We start from the raw sequence: 20,560 nt of genomic DNA on the forward strand, positions 1-20,560 counted from the left end.
AAAAATACTTCTGGAATACCAGATTTACCATGTTTAAAAAGTGATTTTGCGAATAAAGGAAAATCCACAGGCGCGAAGCGTCCCAAAAGTTCAATACGACTCCGGTCGGGACCAAGTCTTCATCTTGTCTCCACACTTGACACTCATCGTATTCGCGCTGATATGCTAAAAAGAGGGACTATCCGAGTTCTTTCTTATCGTAGATTTTTTTAAGGACATTCCGGACCTCTTTATTCTGCGGATCCAGTTCTAAAATATTCTGCGCCAAACGCATGGACTCTACTAACATATTCTGCTGAACATACATTTGTGCCTGTGTTAATAAAACTTGAATATTTTGATCGCGCTCAGCATCAACTTCCATATCCTTAGCAGTCAGTGTTTCGGATACTACCGGGCCGCGCGAGGCTATTTGCTCATCCCGTTCCCGCCGATCTTTTACTGCCAAACGAAGTTTTTCCTCCGCTTTCACGCGCAATTTTTCCAATTCTTCAAAACTTTTACCTTTTTCAGCTGCCGGATTTTTTCTTCCTGCCTGATCGAGCAACTGAGATGTCGAAGAATCCATCGTCTTGGGATTATTTTTGGCCAAACTCTTGGCTTGTTCGATTGACTTTTGACGCTCATCGGAAATGCGCGACCACACTTCATTGGATTTATCTTTTTGAGTAACCTGGCGGTAGAGTTGCTTAAGTTTATTTTGAACCAACGTATTGGCCGGTTGAAAACGTAAAACCGTAATATACGTCTCAACCGCCTCATCCCAAGCCTGCTTTTTCTCATAATGATCAGCCATGGCCAAAAGATTCTTCACGACTTCTTCATTTTTCAGTGCGTCGTCGTGCTCTTTGGCTGCGGCGTGCTGAGCAACCACCCCGGAATCAACGGATAATGCACTATTTTGCGCTGCTGATTCCTGTTTCTCAATCAATGCCTCTATTTCCGTAATTTTAGACTCAACCGCATTGTTTTCAGGCAATCGCATGGAAAGTTTTTCGCATATCTCAAGTGCATTTTTCAGAGAACCCCGGCGAACATAGTCATCGACTTCAATTAGGCGGGCGCGAAGCAACGTTTCAATTTTTTGAATGGATTCCTGATGGTCAGGTTCCAATTTCACAATATTTTTATATGCATGTATGGCTTTTTCTATATTATTGGTTGCGCTGAGCAGGCTGGCCGCCTTAAGAAATTCACTAACCGCTTTTTTTTTGTCATCTTTGCGGATATGAATTTCAGCCATCATATTATGCACAAGAAAATCCATTGGATCGATGGCAATCAGCTTCAAATATTCAGACAACGCCCGATCCCACTTACCTTCCTGGAAATAATTATAGGCAACCTTAACAATAATCCGTTTTTCTTCCTGATCCGCCATAAATCACTCTCTTCATCCTTTGGATTCAATGCCCCTGCTCTAAAAAGCGGGCGACCCACAAAAGTCCCACAGTTCAATTACCCATCCGGCCGGGAGACTTGGATGCAATCTGTAAAAAAAATATTACTGTCCCACAGTTTGTTTCTCAAACAAACTGTACCCGGTTTAAGCGTCATCCTATCAATTCTATTAAAAAGTATACGCGCAGGCCGACTTGCATGCAAGATGGAAATCGCGTCAGGCTTGACAGTCGCTTACGCAAATTGTACGATACTATAAGTTCATTTGAGTTATGCACCATCTAATAACCACCTGTCACCTTCAAACACTTTGACAGGAGAATACTCCAAGGATAAAAACATGAATTATCTCGACATTTTTATAATCATTTGTCTGGCAATCAGCTTCTTTTTCGGTTGGAAGCTTCGCGCCATCAGTCTATTCGGAATGGTGATTTCACTTATTGCCGGCATCTGGGTCGGCAATCATTTCCACCCTCATTTAATTGGCCTTTATCGTGATCTGCCTGCTGCCGTCGGGCATACCCTGGCTTGGGTAACCGCTTTTCTTGCAGCCGCCATTACCCTTTCCATCGCCTTTGGACTTATTTCCAAAATTTTTGAAGTCATTCGCTTGCAATGGCTCGATCACTTGCTCGGTGCCGCTCTGGCCATCACGCTTATGCTGGGTATGCTGATCATTAGTATGACAGTCATTGACAATCTGGCGAAAAATTATCACTGGAAAGTTATTAAAAATTCAACTCTCGCACCTTTTCTGGTCAAAACCGCCAGACCGTATATTCAACAAGGCCTGGAAAAATTCCCGCGATGGAAACAAATGAAATAAAATCCCCAACAAGATTTTAAACTTTAAAACGACTCCGGATGGATTGCAAGCTCTTTTTCTGTTTTTTTGGCTTAATAGTATTTTGTGAGGTTTCAAAAATGCTTTTTAAGGCTTAAAATTGCTGCAAAAATCTTAAATCATTCTCATAAAAATTTTGAATATTATCAATTCCATACTTGAGCATGGCAATTCTTTCCACACCCAGCCCAAACGCAAATCCGGTATATTTTTTCGGGTCAATTCCCCCGTTGCGGAGCACACTGGGATGCACCATGCCTGAACCCAAAATCTCCATCCATCCCGTCCCTTTACACAACGAACACCCTTTGCCATGGCATTTTACGCAATTGATGTCAATCTCAGCCGACGGCTCGGTAAACGGAAAAAAACCGGGTCGAAAACGCACACCAAGGTCTTCTTCAAAAATTCTATGAATAAACAGCGTTAGAACAGCCTTTAAATCACAAAAGGAAATATGTTTATCAATCATCAAACCTTCCACTTGATGAAACATGGGAGAGTGAGATGCATCATCATCAAAACGGTATGTTTTGCCTGGTATCACGACTTGAATCGGCGGTTTATGTTCTTCCATATAACGAATTTGAACAGGTGTGGTATGGGTGCGTAGTAATGTTTTTTCTGAGATGAAAAAAGTATCATGCTCATCCCGCGAGGGATGGTCTGCCGGAAAATTAACTGCCTCAAAATTATAATAATCCGTCTCAACTTCCGGGCCTTCGGCTATCCCAAATCCCATTCGAGTAAAAATTGAAATAACTTCATCCATTGTTTTATTAAGAATATGATGGTGGCCCGTTTCTGATGGCCGTCCCGGCAAAGTTGCATCAGGACGAAGATGGGTATCCGATATCCAGCCGGCGCGTTTTAATTCATCAATTTTCTTTTCCACCAACTGGTTAAGCTTATTTTTAATATCATTGGCCGCCTGGCCGGCTTCACGTCTTTGATCAGGGGACAAATCCTTCAACCCATGAAGCAACTGTGTCAAGCGTCCTTTTCGGCCCAGCACTTGAATACGAATTTCATCCAGTTGTTTTATGTCTTTTTCATTCTCAAGCGCTGCGTGTGTCTCGTTATAGATAGCTTCCAGTTGAACCTTCACTTCTATTTCCTCCGTGAAATAGCCTGGGATAGTCTACGCTGTCTGACGGTTTCATAAATCAATATCGCACCTGCTGCCGACACATTCAGGGATTCCGTCCCACCGGGCATGGGTATCTGCGCGATATCCGTACAGGCGGAAATCACCTCTGTAGGAAGACCCTTCCCTTCACTACCCACAAGGATTACTGTGGGTTTGGTGAAATCAAAAACAGTATACGGTTTCCCCTTATCCGCGACCGATGCCACTATCTGAATCCCCGCTTCACGAAAACGTGAAATGGCATTCATCATGTCAACTTTCTCAAGTACCGGTATCCGATAAACCGCGCCTGCCGATGCACGCAATACTTTCGGTGATCCAATTTCGGTATTTCCCTGACTTAAGCAAACACCGCTGCCACCCGCAGCCGCCATCGTCCGAATCAATGTACCGAGATTTCCAGGATCTTGAATGCCGACTGTCATCAACCCAAAAAAATCATCTAGCTGGATTTTTTCCCAAAAAAGCGAAGACGGGGTTTCCGGACATGATACCACAGCCAGCACACCAGCTGAGTGTTCAGTAAGCGTCAGCATCGCCATCTGCTTCTCAGACACCAAAGATGTATGGATCCCACTTGAAGAAAATTTATGCACCAAATCCATACGTCGGGCCCAAAAATCACCTGTACCGACTGCCGCTTCCATAGACAGTCCGGTGTGCAACGCTTCGCTGACAAGGCGCTCACCTTCCAACAGAGTCAACCCTGTGGCCTGACGTTCTTTTTTTACATGCAAAGCCCGGATTTTACCAAAACGTCTTTTTGAAATCGAAGTCAAAGTAGACAGAACAAAAGCTCCTTATCGTATTAAACGCGCATTGACGGATGAAAACTCATCAATGCGCGCGATACTATCACCATACATGATAAAAACCCACAGACTGCCGGCCCGGCGTACTGCGGATTTTTATGCTGCCAGTGCCTGTTTAGCGATACCGGCAATCTCGGTAAAAGCCTTGGCATCGGTCACGGCAAGTTCCGCCAGAACCTTGCGGTCAATAGTCACTTCGGCGGTTTTCAACCCATTAATGAACTGTGAATAAGACAAACCACATTCGCGCACTGCTGCATTGATACGTGCGATCCACAAACCACGAAAATCACGTTTCTTGGTCCGACGATCCCGTGTCGCATATTTTAAGCTGTGACGAACCTGCTCATTGGCCAGCTGAAACTGATTTTTCTTCGCACCCCAATACCCTTTCGCGCGCTTAAAAACCTTCTTTTTACGGGCGCGAGTTGTCACGCCACCTTTTACTCTAGGCATAGTCGTAAAGCTCCCTTCTCATAAATCAATCATTATCCAAATCATTAACAATAAGGCATAACCGCCTTAATATTTTGGGCGACCCTGCCCTTGACTTCTATGGTCTGACGCATCTGGCGAAGCTTTTTAGGTGCCTTATCACTTAAAAGATGCCTACGACCGGTCGCCTTTGCCAGTACTTTCCCGTTTTTTGTAACACGAAAACGCTTCGCAGCCTTTTTCTTAGTTTTCAACTTCGGCATTTGAACATTCTCCTTTCCTAAAACTCCACAGGCTTAATATACATGATATACAATTTATCTGATCATATCCATACTTGACGCCCCGACCGGCATGAGATTTCAATCTTGCATCAGTCCGCGTGTATTCGCCTAGGATTTTCTTTTTTCGACCTTGGCAGGTATATCAATACGCTTGGGAGCCACCATCATCACCATATTACGTCCGTCAACCTTGGGCATGGATTCAACCACCACCTTATCTTGAAGATCCTTCACCAAACGATCGAGAATTTTCCGACCCAGATCAATATGGTCCATTTCACGACCACGAAACATAATGGTAACTTTGACTTTATTTCCCCCTTCAATAAACCTCAGCACATGACCTTTTTTAGTCTCATAGTCATGCGAATCAATCTTTGGACGAAATTTAATCTCTTTTACCTGAATGGTATGCTGGCGCTTTTTAGCTTCTTTCTCTTTTTTCCCCTGCTCAAACTTGAACTTTCCAAAGTTAAATATCTTACATACCGGTGGTTTGGCTTCAGGAGAAACCTCGACCAAATCCTCATCCTGATCCTCTGCAAGTTTTAACGCCTCTGCCAAGGGCATAACACCCAACTGCTCACCATTGCTGTTTACAACCCTCACTTCTCGGGCTTTAATCTCCTCATTGATTCTCTGTTCAGGAATAGTTCCACCTCCAATTTGTGTAATAATAAAAAAACGGATGATAGTAATCATCCGCTCAAGATATTTTTATCCTGTTGAACATGCATAAAGCCCTGGCTGACAGCCTTACAATGCGCGTCGCCGGGCGAGAAGCGGATGCTTCTTCTTTGATCGTCACCTAATTTTTAAAAAATTACTATACTGTTCCCCCGACATTCTGTCAAGTATATTTTCAATCCCGGGTCTGAATGATTTTATCAAGGATTCCGTTTATAAAAGAACTGGATTCTTGTGTGCTAAATTTTTTCGCAAGCTCTATGGCTTCATTAATCACCACATTTTTAGGTACATCCGGGCATCGTAATAACTCATAAACCGCAAGTCTAAGCAGACTTCTATCCGCAGCGGCAATCCGCTCCAGCTCCCACTTATGTGTTTTCTCACGAATAAATTTATCAATCACCTTTTGTTCACTTACCACACCACCGGCAATCATTTTTGCATAGCTTTTCACCGGTTCCGACGCCTTTTGTTGTCCAAGAAAATAGGTTATAACATCTTCCGCCTTTAACTGTCCTACATCGACTTGAAACAATATTTTAAATGCAATTTCTCGTGATTGCCGTCTTCTTCCCATAATTATACCTTCTTAATCTCCTCATATAAATTCACCATCTCAATTGCTGATACGGCCGCATCAAAACCCTTATTCCCGGATTTGGTTCCGGCCCGTTCAACAGCCTGTTCAATTGTGTCTGTGGTTAAAATACCATAAATAACCGGAACGTTTGTTGAAAGTGCAACCTGAGCCACTCCCTTCGCAGATTCAGAAGCCACAAAATCAAAATGCGGTGTATTTCCGCGAATCACAGCCCCCAAACAAATAATTGCATCATAATTACCTGTTTCCGCCACTTTTTTGGCCAAATAGGGAATTTCAAAGGCCCCAGGTACCCAGGCCATCTCAATGTTTTCTTCAGTCGCCCCATGACGGGTAAGGGCGTCTTTTGCTCCACCCAGCAATTTTTGTGAAATAAATTCATTAAAACGACTCACAATTATAAAAAATTTTTTCCCTTTTACAATTAATTTCCCTTCATGTACTTTCATCGTCTCCTCCTTAATTTAAGCGAAATTTTTTGTTCAATTTCCCCGCACATGTCACGCAGTCAAAACCGGGTAATTCACGGCTAACATGTTAAATTTCTAAAAAGTGCCCTAGCTTATTTTTTTTGGTTCTAATATAGTTAATGTTCTCTTTCGTACATTTTACTTGAATATGTACCCGTTGAGTGATTTTCAAACCATACCCTTCCAAACCGACAATTTTTCTTGGATTATTTGTCAGCAATGCCAATCGCTTTAATCCCAGATCCGCAAGAATTTGAGCACCGGTCCCATAATCCCGCAAATCAGGAGCAAATCCAAGTCTTACATTGGCTTCAACTGTATCGAGCCCAAGGGACTGCTGCAAATGATATGCCTTGAGCTTGTTAACCAAGCCTATGCCTCTGCCCTCCTGACGCATATATAAAAGAACTCCCAAACCACTTTTCTCAATCATTTCCATGGCAGCATGTAACTGATCGCCGCAATCACACTGTAAAGACCCTAAAACATCACCGGTTAAACATTCCGAATGAACACGAACCAATGGAATTTTCTTTTTCTGATTTAATAAGTCGCCCTTGACCAAAGCCAAATGCGGACCCTTCTCCCCAGTGGATTCATAGGCAAAAAGCTTAAATCGTCCCCAGCGCGTCGCCAATTTAGTTTCAACAACACGGGTTATCAGACGCTCGGTTTTCCTCCGTAATTTAATAAGATCCGCTATTGTAATCATATTCAATTTGTGTTTTGCAACAAATCGCTTCAGCTGAGGAAGCCGCGCCATCGTGCCGTCTTCATTCATAATTTCACAAATAACACCTGCCGGATACAAACCGGCCATTCTTGCCAAATCAACAGCTGCCTCGGTATGCCCGGCACGTTCTAAAACGCCATGATCACGTGCTCTGAGTGGAAAAATATGCCCCGGTTTTGCAAGATCACCATGGGTTGTTTTTTTATGGATCAGAGCCTGTATGGTTTTGGCACGATCATGGGCGGAAATACCTGTGGTTGTGCCGTGCTTCGCATCAACCGAAACGGTAAATGCCGTTCGCATTCTATCCGTATTTTCGCTTACCATACTCCCTAAATTCAGGATATCCAGACGTTCACCGAGCATCGGAGCACAAATGAGCCCGCGACCATATTTTGCCATAAAATTGACTGACTTATCCGTTACCTTTTCAGCAGCCATGAGAAGGTCACCCTCGTTTTCGCGCGATGCATCATCCACGACAACAACCATCTTTCCTTTTTTGATATCATGCAATGCTTCATTAATCATATTCATCCTTGCCTCCGCAGTTTACACATCATTTCATAAAAATCCATTTTCAACCAGTTTCTCAATCGTCAGGGTTTCACGAGAATCACGCGAAACCAGCAACCGTTCTACATACCTGGCGATAATGTCCACCTCAATATTTATTTTGCCACCGGGCAGCATCATTCCCAAAGAAGTATGCTCCAATGTGTGAGGAATCACGGCAACAGAAAAAATACAGTTTGATGCAACTGATGCAACCGTCAAACTAATGCCATCCAACGTTACCGATCCTTTCTCGGCAATATAGCTTATTAACTTTTTCTCAGTGCTTACCCGAATACGTTTTGCGCTGCCTTCCGGTTTGACATCAACCACCACCCCAACCCCATCCACATGACCGCTTACCAGATGTCCATCCAACCGATCTGTAAGACACATGGCTCTTTCAAGATTAACCGACCGGCCCGGTTTCCAATCAGACAGGGTGGATTTTTGCATGGTTTCAAGCATTGCCTGCACTTCAAAAATCCCCTTCGTGATAGTAACGACCGTCAGGCAAATACCATTTAATGCAACAGAATCACCTTTTTTTAAAGTTTGGTCGCAAAGCTGCGGTGCTTGGATTCCAATTTTCAGAACACCGGATTCTTTCCGCACATGTTTGATTATTCCCTTTTCAGCAATCAATCCGGTAAACATCTCCGTTATTCCTTCCTCGGGTATGCTTTGATTAAAATATCGTCACCCATTTTTTCCCACATCATCTCTGTCATGATAACCGCTTTATCCGGGGATTTCACACCTACACCACCTACCGGACCTGGCGCCGCATGTCCACCAAAAATTTTCGGTGCCAACATCACATGCATTTCATCACAAAGAATTTGACTACGCCGTTTTTTCAATCCCAGAAAAGCTGCATGGGTTTGAGCACCGCCTTCAACCATGACGATACTCATTTTCATTTCGCCCAGTTTGAGTAAGAGCTTATCCAAATCCACCTGACCATCCGAACCGGGAATATGCCACCGTTCAATTCTCTTGTCACGCAATTGTAAAGAACGATTCGATTTCGCAGACACTATAATAACATCCTGATTTCCAATTTCTTTAAACATACTCAAATCATGCGGCACCCGTCTCCGACCTTCTAAAATAATGCGCAACGGCATTTTATTCCGTTTAGGTAGTGCATCCCGGATTGTCAAAAGTGGATCATCCTTGATTGCAGTACCCATGCCAACCACAATAACATCTGCCAGCGCACGCAATTGATGAGCATAACGCCTTGAATGCCGTCCGGATACCCATCGCGAGGCACCATTAACACAGGCAATTTTCCCATCCAAGGACATGGCAATTTTATTAATGACAAATGGGCGATGCTGTGTAACCCGCTTAATAAAAACCCGGTTTAAATTTTCCGCTGCCTTTTTCATCAAACCGATTTCCACACGAATTCCGGCACGCCGCAATATTTTAAACCCCCTGCCGGAGACTTTTTTGTGGGGATCCCTCATCGAACATACCACACGTGTAATGCCATATCGAATAACCGCCTCAGCGCATGGCGGTGTTTTTCCATAATGTGAGCACGGTTCTAAATTCACGTACAGGACCGCATCCTTGGCCTGGCCGCCTGCCTGCCGCAAAGCAAAAATTTCTGCATGCGGACCACCATAGTGACGATGCCAGCCTTTTCCTACAACCGTGCCATTTTTAACCACAACCGCGCCAACCAAGGGATTTGGCCATGTTTTCCCCAATCCCCTGGTTGCCAACTGATGGGCTTGCTGCATATATATTGAATCTTGTTGTAGTCCCATAAAAAAACCCCGGTGTATTACACTCCGGGGTTTAAATACGACCAATGATCGCAATTGTCTTCTCTCATCCCGACTTTAACGGTCGGCTCCGGAAATGAACCGGATCAATCCTGTTACCAGGATTCGCGGGCTTTACCGCCGGTGGAGAATCTCACCCCGCCCCGAAGACTTCATAAAATTTATTTTAGTTTAAAAACAATTTTACTTCTACGTGATTTTTTACCAATAATCTTAATACGTTTTTTTGGTACAACCAATAATTTTGAAATATACTCCTGAATGATTTCCCCTTTATAATTCGCATCATCGACATCTTTGAAATAAGACTCAATGACAAGAGGAAAACGCTGTCTGACTGTTAATAGATCGCCAATTTCCTTCAAATACAGTTTCCCTTTATCGCTAATAACCGTCTTCCGTCCCTTTTTTTCAAAGATGGCATCTGAAACAACTTTGGCGATAATCGCGGTGTTCTCCTCATAAATCAAGGATTCAAGTACAATGGGTTTTCCCATCTGACTCGTCGGATTCGAAGCAACATCAATAATCGAAAAAATATACGAGTAGGATGTTCCTACGTCCAGCATTTGTTGTGTCTTGCTCATGCCGTCCCAAATAATCTTCTTGGGAAGCTTCCCCTTACCCGAATAATCCTTAAAAACATTACCAAAACTATCCGTAATCCGCAGACGCCATTTGGCAATACCCACTTTTCCTTTGTAGCGGGGATTCAACGTCAAAATAGGCGGTTTACGGAACAACTGAATATGTGGCGAAGCGGCAATAGCACTATTTAATCGACTCGGAACTGTAACCGCCGGATATGCCATGGATGACGGAGATACATCCAAAACACTGTCCTCTGTTTTCACATAGGGGATTGCTATTTCATCGACATCAAAACTAATATCCGGTACAGGCTTCTCAACTTTCACTTTCAAGCGCTGCACACCCCGGATAACAACATCTTGGTCCTGACCGGCACTCTGCACTGTTTTTTTCTCAGGCGGGCCAGCCAATTCGTCCTTGGCATCCTTGGCCATCAGTCTTGTTCCCAACCCCAGAGCAACTACCATAACAAACATAACAACCAATTTTAGAAACCGCCCACTCATGCTTTTCACCTCGATAACCGGAAATAGAAAATGATAACACCTTCTTGTTCTTCCTGTCGCTCACCGCTTCCGAGTGGCGCAAATTTAAATCCCAGCAAAGCCTTCATGGATATTTGATCCATTTCAGTATACCCGGAACTTTGCTCGACATACACATTATTTTTCACCGACCCATCAGGCAAAACAAAAAAATGCAACCCAACCTGACACTCAATTCCCTGTTCTTCCGCCCAGCGCGGGTAACGCGGCAGGGATATCCGCAAACGCGGTCTGTCCTTCAAAGCACCAAAAATTTGAAATGTGTTTTTTTCCCTTTTAATCGTAAAATTCTGGGTACTTAGATCAACTTTCTTTTTTACCTTCGGTTTTTTTATTGTCGGCATATCCGCCAAGCCGCCACCGCGTGCTTGCAGATTCGCTCGTCTGGCAAATCGTTGTGTATTCACCAGCGGTGCCTGCTTCGATGGTAAAAAACCGCTTTTTTTGCCAAGTCTGATTCCCGACGGCAATTTGGACGTACTGGCCAGCGAATCCTTTTTTTTATTCATCTGCAAAGGATTAATATTCATTCCCGCCGGTGCTTTAACCGCCTTTCGACCTACCAGGTCCAACGGCTGATTTGCAATGGCAGGTTTGTCCAGGTCTTTCTTACTCCCCAGTTTCAAAGCATCCGGCATGGCAGCCATTTCAGGTTTCGCATCCTTCTTCGGAAGATCTACCAGCAATTGATTTGCCAATTGCTGATCCACCTTAATCGGGATCGCTTGTTTAAGAAAATCCCAAACATTTTTCTTTTCTTCCGGCTGCATGGGAACCGGCGGCAACAGTGCTTCTTCTTCCGGAGGGAGCGGAATAATCTGATCAACCAGGGATATTTCCGTTAATAAAACTTCAGCCTTTTGCTGCTGATGTGATACCATCGCAACCAAAAAAAAGACTGAAGCATGTAAAAACAGAGAAACAAACCCCCCTTTGGTCAATCCAGGGATGTTATAATCCGCTGCAAATTTTTCTTCCTCATCAATAATAACTCGAATACGTCCCATTATTTAATCCTTATGCTCTGTGGCAAATACCATTTTTTTAGCACCCAGCTCCTTGGCAATATCCAGAACCTTTAACACAATACCGTGATTGGTAAGATTGTCTGCCCGAATAATCACATATTTTTCGGCACTTTCCTGCAGCTTCATCTTCAATTCCGGCTTTAACTCTTCAAAAGTAACTTCCTTGGCATTGACTGCAATCTTTTCATCAGGATCAATGGTGATGGTGACATTTTCCGTGGATTCACCCTCATCCGTTGTCGCTTTTGGTAACTCCACTTTCATGACCGGTTGACTAAAAAGCGGTGCGGTTACCATAAAAATAATAACCAACACCAAACACACATCCACCAATGGCGTTACATTAATTTCTGTAATCGGTCCATCACTACCTGCAGCACCCATGGTGTTTACTCCTTCCGTTCACTTAGCGCCGACGACGACGCTTTTTCTTTTTTTTATCAACTTTACCCTTTACAGGTTTACGCATAATGGATAATCCCTCGGCACCGCTTTGCTTCGATATATCCAACACCTGCACGATAATACCGTGTTTTACATCTTCATCCGAGGTGATGGTAACAACCTTTTTTTTATTCACCTTTAACTTTGCTGTCATCAATGCCGGCAAGGATTCCAATGTAACCACTTTTTTATTCAAATATATTTTCTCCGCTGTGATACGCACCGCGACTGATTCATTCTGCGAAACTTCCCCTTCAGCTGCATTTACCTTGCTGCTGGCAACAATAATACCCGCCTGCATCGCCATGGGTGCGGTTACCATAAAAATAATAACCAACACCAAACACACATCCACCAAAGGTGTCACATTAATTTCCGTAATGGAATCTCCGCCGCCACCACCCATACTCATGGCACACTACCCCCGCATTGATTGGCCTAGCCTTTTATGGCTTACTTATTTTTTTCTGGCTCCCGCTGTTTCGATATCTTTATTCGTAAGTAAAATCAAGAATTTTTTCGAAACAGATTCCATCTCAACCGCTATATTCTTAACTTTTCTCATATAAGCATTAAAAACCATAACGCAGGGAATCGCGACTGCGAGCCCTGCCGCTGTGGCAACCAACGCTTCCGCAATACCAGCCGCGACAACCGTTGGTCCCCCTGAACCGGAAGCCGCCAGATCATGAAACGCTTTAATGATGCCGACAACTGTCCCGAACAAACCAATAAAAGGTGATGAATTTCCCAACGTCCCCAACACTCCCAGATAACGTTCCAGTTTGACTCTCTCCTCTTCGCGTGTTGCCATCATCAGCTCGTCCAGTTGGTGATACGGCAATTCACGATTAAGCAGGCCGACACGCAAAACCGCCGCAACCGGACTCCGATCGCGCTCACAGGTGGAAATGGCCTCCTGAAAATTGTCACTTTCCATAGACATCTTAATTTTCGATAAAAAACGGGTCGAGTCCACTTTGGCACGACGATAAAATAAAAATCTTTCTATCATAAACGCTACGGCCAAAATTGAGCAGACCAAAAGAATCATCAGTGTAAAACTGCTCCTAAATATTTCAATAAAATCCAGATTTCCGAGATCCATATGTTCCTCCTAATTACTATTTTTTTTTACTACTTTTTTTTCTTTTTTGATTTAGAACCCGATTTTTTAGTCGACTTCGGTGCCTTTTTCTTATTGGTGTTTTGCTGTAAAAAAGCATCAACATCAGCTTTATGCTCAAGTTTTATGATTGAAACACGACTTTTAGCCGCTTCCGTCCATTCCGGTTTTCCACCGGAAGTCGCCAAATCACTATAAATATCGTACGCATTTCCCCATTTTTGCAGGTCTTCGTAAAGGGTACCCAGTTTGGCCAATGCCGTCAAGCGATAAACATCACTCTTCGGCCGCAACGCCCGCATCCTTTCAAACGCTTTGGCAGCTTCTTCCTTGCTTTCCATTTGTAAATAGGCATCAGCGATCGAGTACAAAAGTTCCCCTTTTTGATCTGCAAATTCCTTTTTGCCTGCCATTTCTTCATAAATTTTGATTGCCGACGGAAAACGTTTCTCATCCCGGTACGTACTCGCAATCTGCATCAGACTCTCTTTGGCCTTGGGGTCCTCCGGATATTTTTTATAAAATTCAGTATAGGTTTCAATTGCTTGCCGCCATTTTTTTAACCGCTTATACCCCAGGGCGATATTGTACATTGCATTGGCGGCATATTCAGAATCTCCGTGCAAATCAACAATGTCCCGATAAGCAACAATAGAGGCTTCATAATCTTCTTTGGCAAAATAGGCCGACCCCAGACGAAAGCGGACATCTTCTACAAGTTCATGGGTCGAAAAATTTCTGATAAATGCCTGATAACTGCGAATGGCCTTTGCCCGTTTCCCCAGCCCTTCATGACAAATGGCAATATAATATTGTGCGTTGGGAAGCATGGTACTTTCCGGATAATCAGCAATCACTTGTTGAAAAGTAGCAATGGTTTGCTCAAGATTTTTTTCCTGATAATAAATTTCCGCCACTCGGTAAAGTGCATCAACCGCCAAACGGCTATTGGGGAAATTGGTAACAAACTCCATCAACTGCGGCACCGCATCTGCTGAGGCGCCTTTGCGGTAAAAACTCATTTGGATGCCTTCCATGGCCGTTTTTACCTTCGGATCCTCCGGATAATCATTAATGAACTTCTTATAGGCTGCTATGGCCTTGTTATCCATTTTCGCATTGTAGTAGCATTGGGCGATATGCAGTTGCATTTCCTTACGATGGGGATTGCTCTCTTCAGGCCACTCTTCCAGCATTTTGTATGCAGCGATGGCTTGTTCATATTTTTGAGCTTTAAAAAACGTATCCGCCATTTTGTATGCCGCCTCAGGCGCTTTTTCACTTTTTCTAAAATAGGTAACAACACGTTGCCAGGCATCAATCGCATTGGCATAATATTCCAACTGAAAGTAAGCCTGCCCGGCATAAAAATAGGCATCCCCGGCTTCTTTCATTTTGGGATTTAGTTTTGCAAACGTTTCGTATTTAACAATGGCATCTTCATATTTTTTTCGATTAAAAAGATTGTGCGCTACCATCAGCGTCGCAAACGTTTTTAACTTAGCCGGTGCATCCTCTGATTCTTCCAGGTCCTTGGCAGTACGCCGGGACTCTTTAAACTTTCCCTCTTCAAACAAACTATATGCCAGCCCCAATTTGGACCAATGCAATATCGGTGAATCGGAAAAATTCTCCACTATTTTTTTATACTGTCCTGCAGCCTGCGAATACATATTCATATGAAAATACGCCTCCCCAAGGTAAAAATACGAGAGAGAACGCCATGTGCTCTTTGAAGGCGGAAAATTTGCCGCCAGCACTTTGAGAATATAATGCGTGGTGGAAATAAGTTGCTCATACTGTTCGGGAATATAATAGGCCATTTGTAAGGCCGCCAGCGCAGCATCGGAAACATCGGAATATTTATACTTCATCAAAATACTCTGATAAATCGGAATTGCCTGCACATAACGTTCTTGCTTAAAATAACTATTCCCAAGTAAATAAGTGGCCAATTGAACATTTTCATGAATCGGATAGGTTGTCAAAAACTCTCTAAATGTTTTCAAGGCCTCTTTGGAACGGTCCATTTTCAAAAGTGTCCAACCCGCCTTGAATTTAGCGCTGCCGGATACATACATATTCGGATAATCATTACTAACTTGATTGTACGTTTGGATTGCTTCTTGCCTATTTCCCATTTGGCGGAGGCATTCACCCTTGATATAAAGCGTATTGGCCACCAAGGTGGACCGTCCATTTTCAGAAATCAATGTGTTTAAATTTTTTAAAGCAGCTGTGAAATCATCTTGGCGGATTTGGCAAACCGCTATTTTATACAGTGCATAGGCACGATATTTGGATTGCGGATAATCCCGCAAGAAACCCCGGAATTCCTTAACCGCAACCGAGTAATTTTTCCCTTTGTAGTATGAATCCGCCTTACTATAGGCGGCATCCAGCAGATAGTTGGAGTCAGGATATTTTTCCAGGATTTTTTTATAATTTGCCGCCGCCGGTAAAAAACGCCCCAGATGCTCCTGACAACGCCCGACAAAATACAACGCCATATCACCGTCAACGCTGCTAAAGTATTGCAATGCCTGATTGTATTGACGGTTATGAAAATAAACCAATCCCAGGGGTAATTTAACCTTCTTTTCTTTACGATAATGCGGAAAACGCCGGGTTAATTCATTAATCGACTTTGATGCATTTCGCCATTTTTTCCGCGCAATATAACAAAGGATCTTGCCATAGTAGGCCTCCGCTTTTAAAAAAGACCGCGGATACTTTTGCATAAATTTATCCCAGTGAAAAACGGCCATTTTATAATCTTTTTGATTATACGCACATTCGCCGATACGGTAGGCAGCCGAATCAGCGTAAGGTTCATTGGGATGTTTTTTTAAAAATTCTTGATAGGATTTTAATGCCTTATCATAAAAACGTTGTTGAAATTGCGTCTCGGCCACCATATAAAAGGCGCGGGCGGCATTATCCATCCGGTTATATTTTTTGTAAAAATCCTGCCACATCTTAGGCAACGCTGTATCTTCCAGATCAACCACCGTGGAATCAAACGCTTGCTGCCAAGCCTCCTTGGCCATTTTCTCTTTTTCCAAATCCTCGGCAACCGCCGCTAATCCGGAGAAAAAAACCAGCATCAGTCCAACTAGGACAACAAACAATCCTTTAGCTTTACCAAACATGGTAAGACCCCTTTGTATACATTTAGATTCATTGCCCCGGGAAGGAGCCTTTGATTTAGTCAAGTTCAAGTCCGCCTTCGCCGCCAAGTGGAACAGCACTTTGAATTTTGACTGACTCAAAATTTGACTTAATAATTTTTCCGTTTGTATCTGTAATAATCAATTGCGCACTAAAATTACCATCCGGTGCCGGCAATCCACGATCGTCCTTGCCATTCCAAGCAATCTGGTTCGGAGGATTTTCTTCCCCGGAATAAGAACGAACGATATCACCGTTTTGATCCTTAATGTTCATTTCCCACTCAATCACTGGATATTTCGACACCGCGCGGACTGCAAAAGTCGTAATTTTTTTGATACCAACAGGCGAAAAAATCTTTGGAGTCGCTTTGATGTTCATTTCAAATCCACCCATGGAATACCCTGCAGATATTTTATGCGCCAACCCGAGATCCTCAATACTGATGGCATAATCCAAGGTGATGTTTATATATTTTCCACCCAATCCCAAATGAACTTTTAATTCATCATTCAAACCGGCACGGACAAACGCCATATCTTCATAAACATCCAGTTCGCCGCCCACCTCCCACTTAAACCCCTGGTTGCCCAATGATTTGCTTACATCCAGATCAAGCAGCAAATCATCATTAAACAGTTTCCCGGCAATACCCAAAACCACATTGGTGAAATACATATCGCCGAGCACATTAGGTGTTAATGCGTTATTCACGTAAATACCAACCTGCATTTCCGGTATCGGACTGTACAAGCCACCCAAATCAATGCCGACGCCTGTCCCGGTGTGGCCAAAAATATCTTCATAAGCAACCTTAACATTCGCACCCGCAGAAAATCCAGGAATAATATCCCGGGCGTAACTAAGATAAACCGAACCTTGGGAAATGGAATCCGAAATATTCAGAGGTGTATAGGTTTCATCGACCACGTTAAACCCGGATGAATGCAACATGATAATACCGACACCAATATGACCCACATCTACAATCGGCATGGAAAACCCCAGGAAATCAAACATGGTATCCTCAAAAAGGATCACATGCTGGACACCCACCTGAATGGGGTTTTGGGTTGCCAAACCGGCCGGATTGTAAAAAATCGCGGTCACATCATCAGCCAACCCCGACATGGCACCACCCATACCAGCTGCACGGGCACCAATATCATAGGTCAAGTACTCCCCCGGTAATCCGTGATCCCCCGTACCGGCTGATGTGATTTGACCAAATCCCGTCAAGGCTACCAGGGACATTGCTATCAGAATACTTTTTTTCATGTGTAGCTCACCCGCTTTCTCGGAATAAACTCAATTATTGTTCTTTATAGACACCAATTTTAAAACGATATTTTTCATTGTCATTTGCTTTGATCACGCAGATATATCCGCCATTGGCAATTGTGACGCCGTTGTCATTTTTTCCGTTCCAACGAATCGAGTTGACACCGGCATAGCCGCCATTGGCTCCAGAAGCGTATTCATCATGCCAAACCAAATCCCCCATCAACGTATAGATGGCAATCTTTACAGGTGCATCCTGGTCAAGGCGATAGTCAATATTCGCCCATTGATCAGGGCGTAAGGGATTGCATGGATTTGGATAAACGCCACCGTCCTCTGTGACTGTCACGTCCATATACATGCGTCCGGTCACAGCCGCCCCCGAAGTATTGGTTGTCGCTTCAATCGTATTACGTTCATTTCGCGCCCCGGCAGTAAATGTGACTGTTGCGGTGCCGCTGGAATCCGAGGTCGTAAGAATCGGCTGGGCCGCGCCACCGTCCAGATCACTGGCAGTCTCCTCGATAATCCGGAAATAGACATTGACGCCTACGATCGCATTGTTATTCACATCATAAACATGTGCATTCACAGCCCCATTCTGATTGGCTTGCATTTGATAGCGAACGATGCCGCCTTCTTGCGGGAGCACCGTGGCATTTGAATCCATAACAATATGATCTGCACCTGAAGCACCTACTCTAACCTCAGGAGAATACGCATACGTAGGACGATCCGCACCGCCGGCCTCACTGATCCGCAGATAAATGGTCTCCGCTGCTGTATAGGTCTGGTTGGGTATTTCAAGCACACCGCCGATGGTCTGGCCGAATGTAACATTCAAAACACCGCTTCCCGCAGCATTGGTTGATTGATTAGTGACCGCCTGAATCTGGAAATTAACATTGGCGGTCCTCACCACTTTATGTGAAGTATCATCGCGTACTTCCACCAGAGCTGTAAACTGGTCCGGCGCAGCTGCTACCGTAACCGGCCCAGGCTGCTCAACCCCGTTGACCCATACTTTGAAATAGGTCTGACCATAGGAAACAATTTGGACATCCGAACGGGATTCCTGATTGTGATTTAATGTACCATTGGTGGTATCCCAGGGATAGATGGTCAATTGGCCCAGAGTATACAAAGTTGCTTCCACCCATGCGGAAGCATAATTAAAAGCGTCCAGCACCAATGCGCTTACAATGGGTGAGGAAACATTCGGTACCCCCAGTGGATCACTTTCAGAATTTGTCCGCACTTCAAAATCATCCACAATACTCTCTACCTGATTGCCAAAACGATCAACCGGATAGACAGTCACACCAAAAGCGGCACCGGAAATTTCCGGATCTGCCAGCAGAGAATTTTCCACATCACCGGACGGCTCGGTCAAGGTTACACCACTGTACCAACCGCCTGATGTAACACCGCCGATACCGCTGGCCATAAGGGAATTGCCGCTGCCTTCCACCAATATCTGTCCGGGTGCCACCGTGACCAAGCCGTACACTGACGCCGGATTAACATAAATACCCGGTGTGGTACCGGTCGAAATACCGGCCGGATTGGAATAAACCCAATGCGCAGTAAAACCCGCACCACCTGCAGGCGCATCTCTTCCCAGCCACTCGATGGAATCACCATTTTGCTGATAATCCCAGTTTTTCACATAGACAGCACTGCCATCATGCACCTTGATAATATCAATAACATTCGTAGTTCCCAACGCATCCAATGTTGAACCATTGGCACGGGTCAGCGATTGGGTAGTCTCAATCACGTCATAGGCTGTAATGATAAACGGTGTGTTGCTAATATCTGCGTCAGCCGCCTGATGGAAAGCAAATGCCTGCGATCCATTGAACTCGGCATAACCGCTGGTCCAGTTTATCTGTACCGGTGTGGGAATAGAGGCGAAGCGATCGGTGGTTTTTACATAAACCCAGTCCACCGCCCCTTCCGTGACATTACCATAAGTATCGCAGGCATACACTCTGAAAGAAGCAATCGGCGTTCCTGCATTTTGTGTTCCCGGCGAACCGGAATACCCGACAAATCCGGCACCCGGACTCGGTGTGCTATAGACACCGCCGCCATTAATATCCATGGAAGGAACAACCGGTATCAATCGCGCGAAACTATTGGCATTGACATTGGATGCGGATGAAGTTCCGCCATGGGTTCCCTCAGTATCACTAAATGTTGCCGTAATACTGTTGCCAATATATTCTTTGTACAATGTCAAGCTGGGATAACCAACGCCGCCATACGTCCCGCTGGGCAACTGAATCACGGTTGGGTATAATGTATTAGTCCCTGAACCTGAGCTTAAATTAACATTATTCGACGCCGGGAAGGCTGAGGCTGTATTGCGGTTGTCCATGGTGTTGCCATATCCATCCTGGGCAGTCACAGTTACCGAAAAAGCCACACCGGCAGTTTTGGCCGAGGTATCCATATCCACCTGAAACTGACGTATCTGATCATTGTGCCGCACATTGATCGGGGGATTACCGCCGCCACCCAATGTAAAGGAGGTCACACTGCCATTATCCAGATTGGCCACCGTCAATGTCTGATAGCCATTAATGCCA

General features: G+C 44.2%; 20 protein-coding genes, 1 riboswitch and 1 other annotated feature. Of the genes, 1 reads left to right on the forward strand and 19 read right to left on the reverse strand.

Annotated features, from left to right (window positions below):
• Positions 1 to 178 precede the first annotated feature (178 nt).
• On the reverse strand, positions 179 to 1,381 hold the full coding sequence (locus K8S19_06700) for a hypothetical protein (protein MCD4813364.1): 1,203 nt from the start codon (positions 1,379 to 1,381) through the stop codon (positions 179 to 181).
• Positions 1,382 to 1,741: 360 nt separating this feature from the next.
• Between K8S19_06700 and K8S19_06705 the strand changes: the two genes are divergently transcribed.
• Positions 1,742 to 2,230 (forward strand): CvpA family protein, encoded by a 489-nt coding sequence (locus K8S19_06705; GenBank protein ID MCD4813365.1) that lies wholly within the window; start codon positions 1,742 to 1,744, stop codon positions 2,228 to 2,230.
• A gap of 112 nt (positions 2,231 to 2,342) precedes the next feature.
• Here K8S19_06705 and pheS read toward each other — a convergent pair whose 3' ends face one another.
• From pheS to K8S19_06795, 18 genes are all read right to left on the reverse strand, one after another.
• A complete protein-coding gene (pheS, locus tag K8S19_06710) occupies positions 2,343 to 3,356 on the reverse strand; it encodes a phenylalanine--tRNA ligase subunit alpha (GenBank protein MCD4813366.1) in 1,014 nt (337 codons plus the stop codon).
• A gap of 2 nt (positions 3,357 to 3,358) precedes the next feature.
• Positions 3,359 to 4,135, reverse strand: coding sequence for an RNA methyltransferase (locus tag K8S19_06715; protein MCD4813367.1), 777 nt, complete (start codon positions 4,133 to 4,135; stop codon positions 3,359 to 3,361).
• A 171-nt stretch (positions 4,136 to 4,306) separates the two neighbouring features.
• On the reverse strand, positions 4,307 to 4,666 hold the full coding sequence (gene rplT, locus K8S19_06720) for a 50S ribosomal protein L20 (protein ID MCD4813368.1): 360 nt from the start codon (positions 4,664 to 4,666) through the stop codon (positions 4,307 to 4,309).
• A gap of 44 nt (positions 4,667 to 4,710) precedes the next feature.
• Positions 4,711 to 4,908, reverse strand: coding sequence for a 50S ribosomal protein L35 (gene rpmI / locus K8S19_06725; protein MCD4813369.1), 198 nt, complete (start codon positions 4,906 to 4,908; stop codon positions 4,711 to 4,713).
• A 129-nt stretch (positions 4,909 to 5,037) separates the two neighbouring features.
• Complete coding sequence (infC, locus tag K8S19_06730; GenBank protein MCD4813370.1) at positions 5,038 to 5,631, reverse strand: translation initiation factor IF-3; 594 nt, start codon at positions 5,629 to 5,631, stop codon at positions 5,038 to 5,040.
• Positions 5,600 to 5,733, reverse strand: a sequence feature (ribosomal protein L20 leader region). It overlaps the preceding gene by 32 nt.
• A 58-nt stretch (positions 5,734 to 5,791) precedes the next feature.
• A complete protein-coding gene (gene nusB / locus K8S19_06735; protein MCD4813371.1) occupies positions 5,792 to 6,196 on the reverse strand; it encodes a transcription antitermination factor NusB in 405 nt (134 codons plus the stop codon).
• 2 nt (positions 6,197 to 6,198) lie between these two features.
• Positions 6,199 to 6,669, reverse strand: coding sequence for a 6,7-dimethyl-8-ribityllumazine synthase (ribE, locus tag K8S19_06740; GenBank protein ID MCD4813372.1), 471 nt, complete (start codon positions 6,667 to 6,669; stop codon positions 6,199 to 6,201).
• A gap of 88 nt (positions 6,670 to 6,757) precedes the next feature.
• Positions 6,758 to 7,960 (reverse strand): bifunctional 3,4-dihydroxy-2-butanone-4-phosphate synthase/GTP cyclohydrolase II, encoded by a 1,203-nt coding sequence (locus K8S19_06745; GenBank protein ID MCD4813373.1) that lies wholly within the window; start codon positions 7,958 to 7,960, stop codon positions 6,758 to 6,760.
• A 27-nt stretch (positions 7,961 to 7,987) separates the two neighbouring features.
• Complete coding sequence (locus K8S19_06750) at positions 7,988 to 8,635, reverse strand: riboflavin synthase (GenBank protein MCD4813374.1); 648 nt, start codon at positions 8,633 to 8,635, stop codon at positions 7,988 to 7,990.
• Positions 8,636 to 8,640: 5 nt separating this feature from the next.
• Positions 8,641 to 9,762, reverse strand: coding sequence for a bifunctional diaminohydroxyphosphoribosylaminopyrimidine deaminase/5-amino-6-(5-phosphoribosylamino)uracil reductase RibD (gene ribD / locus K8S19_06755; protein ID MCD4813375.1), 1,122 nt, complete (start codon positions 9,760 to 9,762; stop codon positions 8,641 to 8,643).
• A gap of 52 nt (positions 9,763 to 9,814) precedes the next feature.
• Positions 9,815 to 9,935, reverse strand: a riboswitch (FMN riboswitch).
• 6 nt (positions 9,936 to 9,941) lie between these two features.
• Complete coding sequence (locus tag K8S19_06760) at positions 9,942 to 10,877, reverse strand: hypothetical protein (protein MCD4813376.1); 936 nt, start codon at positions 10,875 to 10,877, stop codon at positions 9,942 to 9,944.
• Between the two features lie 5 nt (positions 10,878 to 10,882).
• Positions 10,883 to 11,923 carry an energy transducer TonB gene (locus tag K8S19_06765; GenBank protein MCD4813377.1) on the reverse strand — a complete coding sequence of 347 codons (1,041 nt, stop codon included), beginning with the start codon at positions 11,921 to 11,923 and terminating at the stop codon, positions 10,883 to 10,885.
• A gap of 3 nt (positions 11,924 to 11,926) precedes the next feature.
• Positions 11,927 to 12,328, reverse strand: coding sequence for a biopolymer transporter ExbD (locus K8S19_06770; GenBank protein ID MCD4813378.1), 402 nt, complete (start codon positions 12,326 to 12,328; stop codon positions 11,927 to 11,929).
• A 22-nt stretch (positions 12,329 to 12,350) separates the two neighbouring features.
• Entirely contained in the window at positions 12,351 to 12,800 is a 450-nt protein-coding gene (locus K8S19_06775) for a biopolymer transporter ExbD (protein ID MCD4813379.1), read from the reverse strand.
• A 45-nt stretch (positions 12,801 to 12,845) separates the two neighbouring features.
• The gene (locus tag K8S19_06780) at positions 12,846 to 13,496 is read right to left on the reverse strand and encodes a MotA/TolQ/ExbB proton channel family protein (GenBank protein MCD4813380.1); all 651 of its coding nucleotides are present in this window, start codon (positions 13,494 to 13,496) and stop codon (positions 12,846 to 12,848) included.
• 29 nt (positions 13,497 to 13,525) lie between these two features.
• The gene (locus K8S19_06785; protein MCD4813381.1) at positions 13,526 to 16,666 is read right to left on the reverse strand and encodes a tetratricopeptide repeat protein; all 3,141 of its coding nucleotides are present in this window, start codon (positions 16,664 to 16,666) and stop codon (positions 13,526 to 13,528) included.
• A 55-nt stretch (positions 16,667 to 16,721) separates the two neighbouring features.
• The gene (locus tag K8S19_06790; protein MCD4813382.1) at positions 16,722 to 17,963 is read right to left on the reverse strand and encodes a UPF0164 family protein; all 1,242 of its coding nucleotides are present in this window, start codon (positions 17,961 to 17,963) and stop codon (positions 16,722 to 16,724) included.
• Between the two features lie 34 nt (positions 17,964 to 17,997).
• Positions 17,998 to 20,560, reverse strand: a 2,563-nt coding sequence (locus K8S19_06795; protein MCD4813383.1) for a DUF4815 domain-containing protein, incomplete at its 5' end; no start/stop codon positions are given.

It is taken from the genome of bacterium (assembly GCA_021108215.1).
Taxonomy (GTDB): domain Bacteria; phylum Oederibacteriota; class JAAXVQ01; order JAAXVQ01; family JAUVAV01; genus JAIORK01.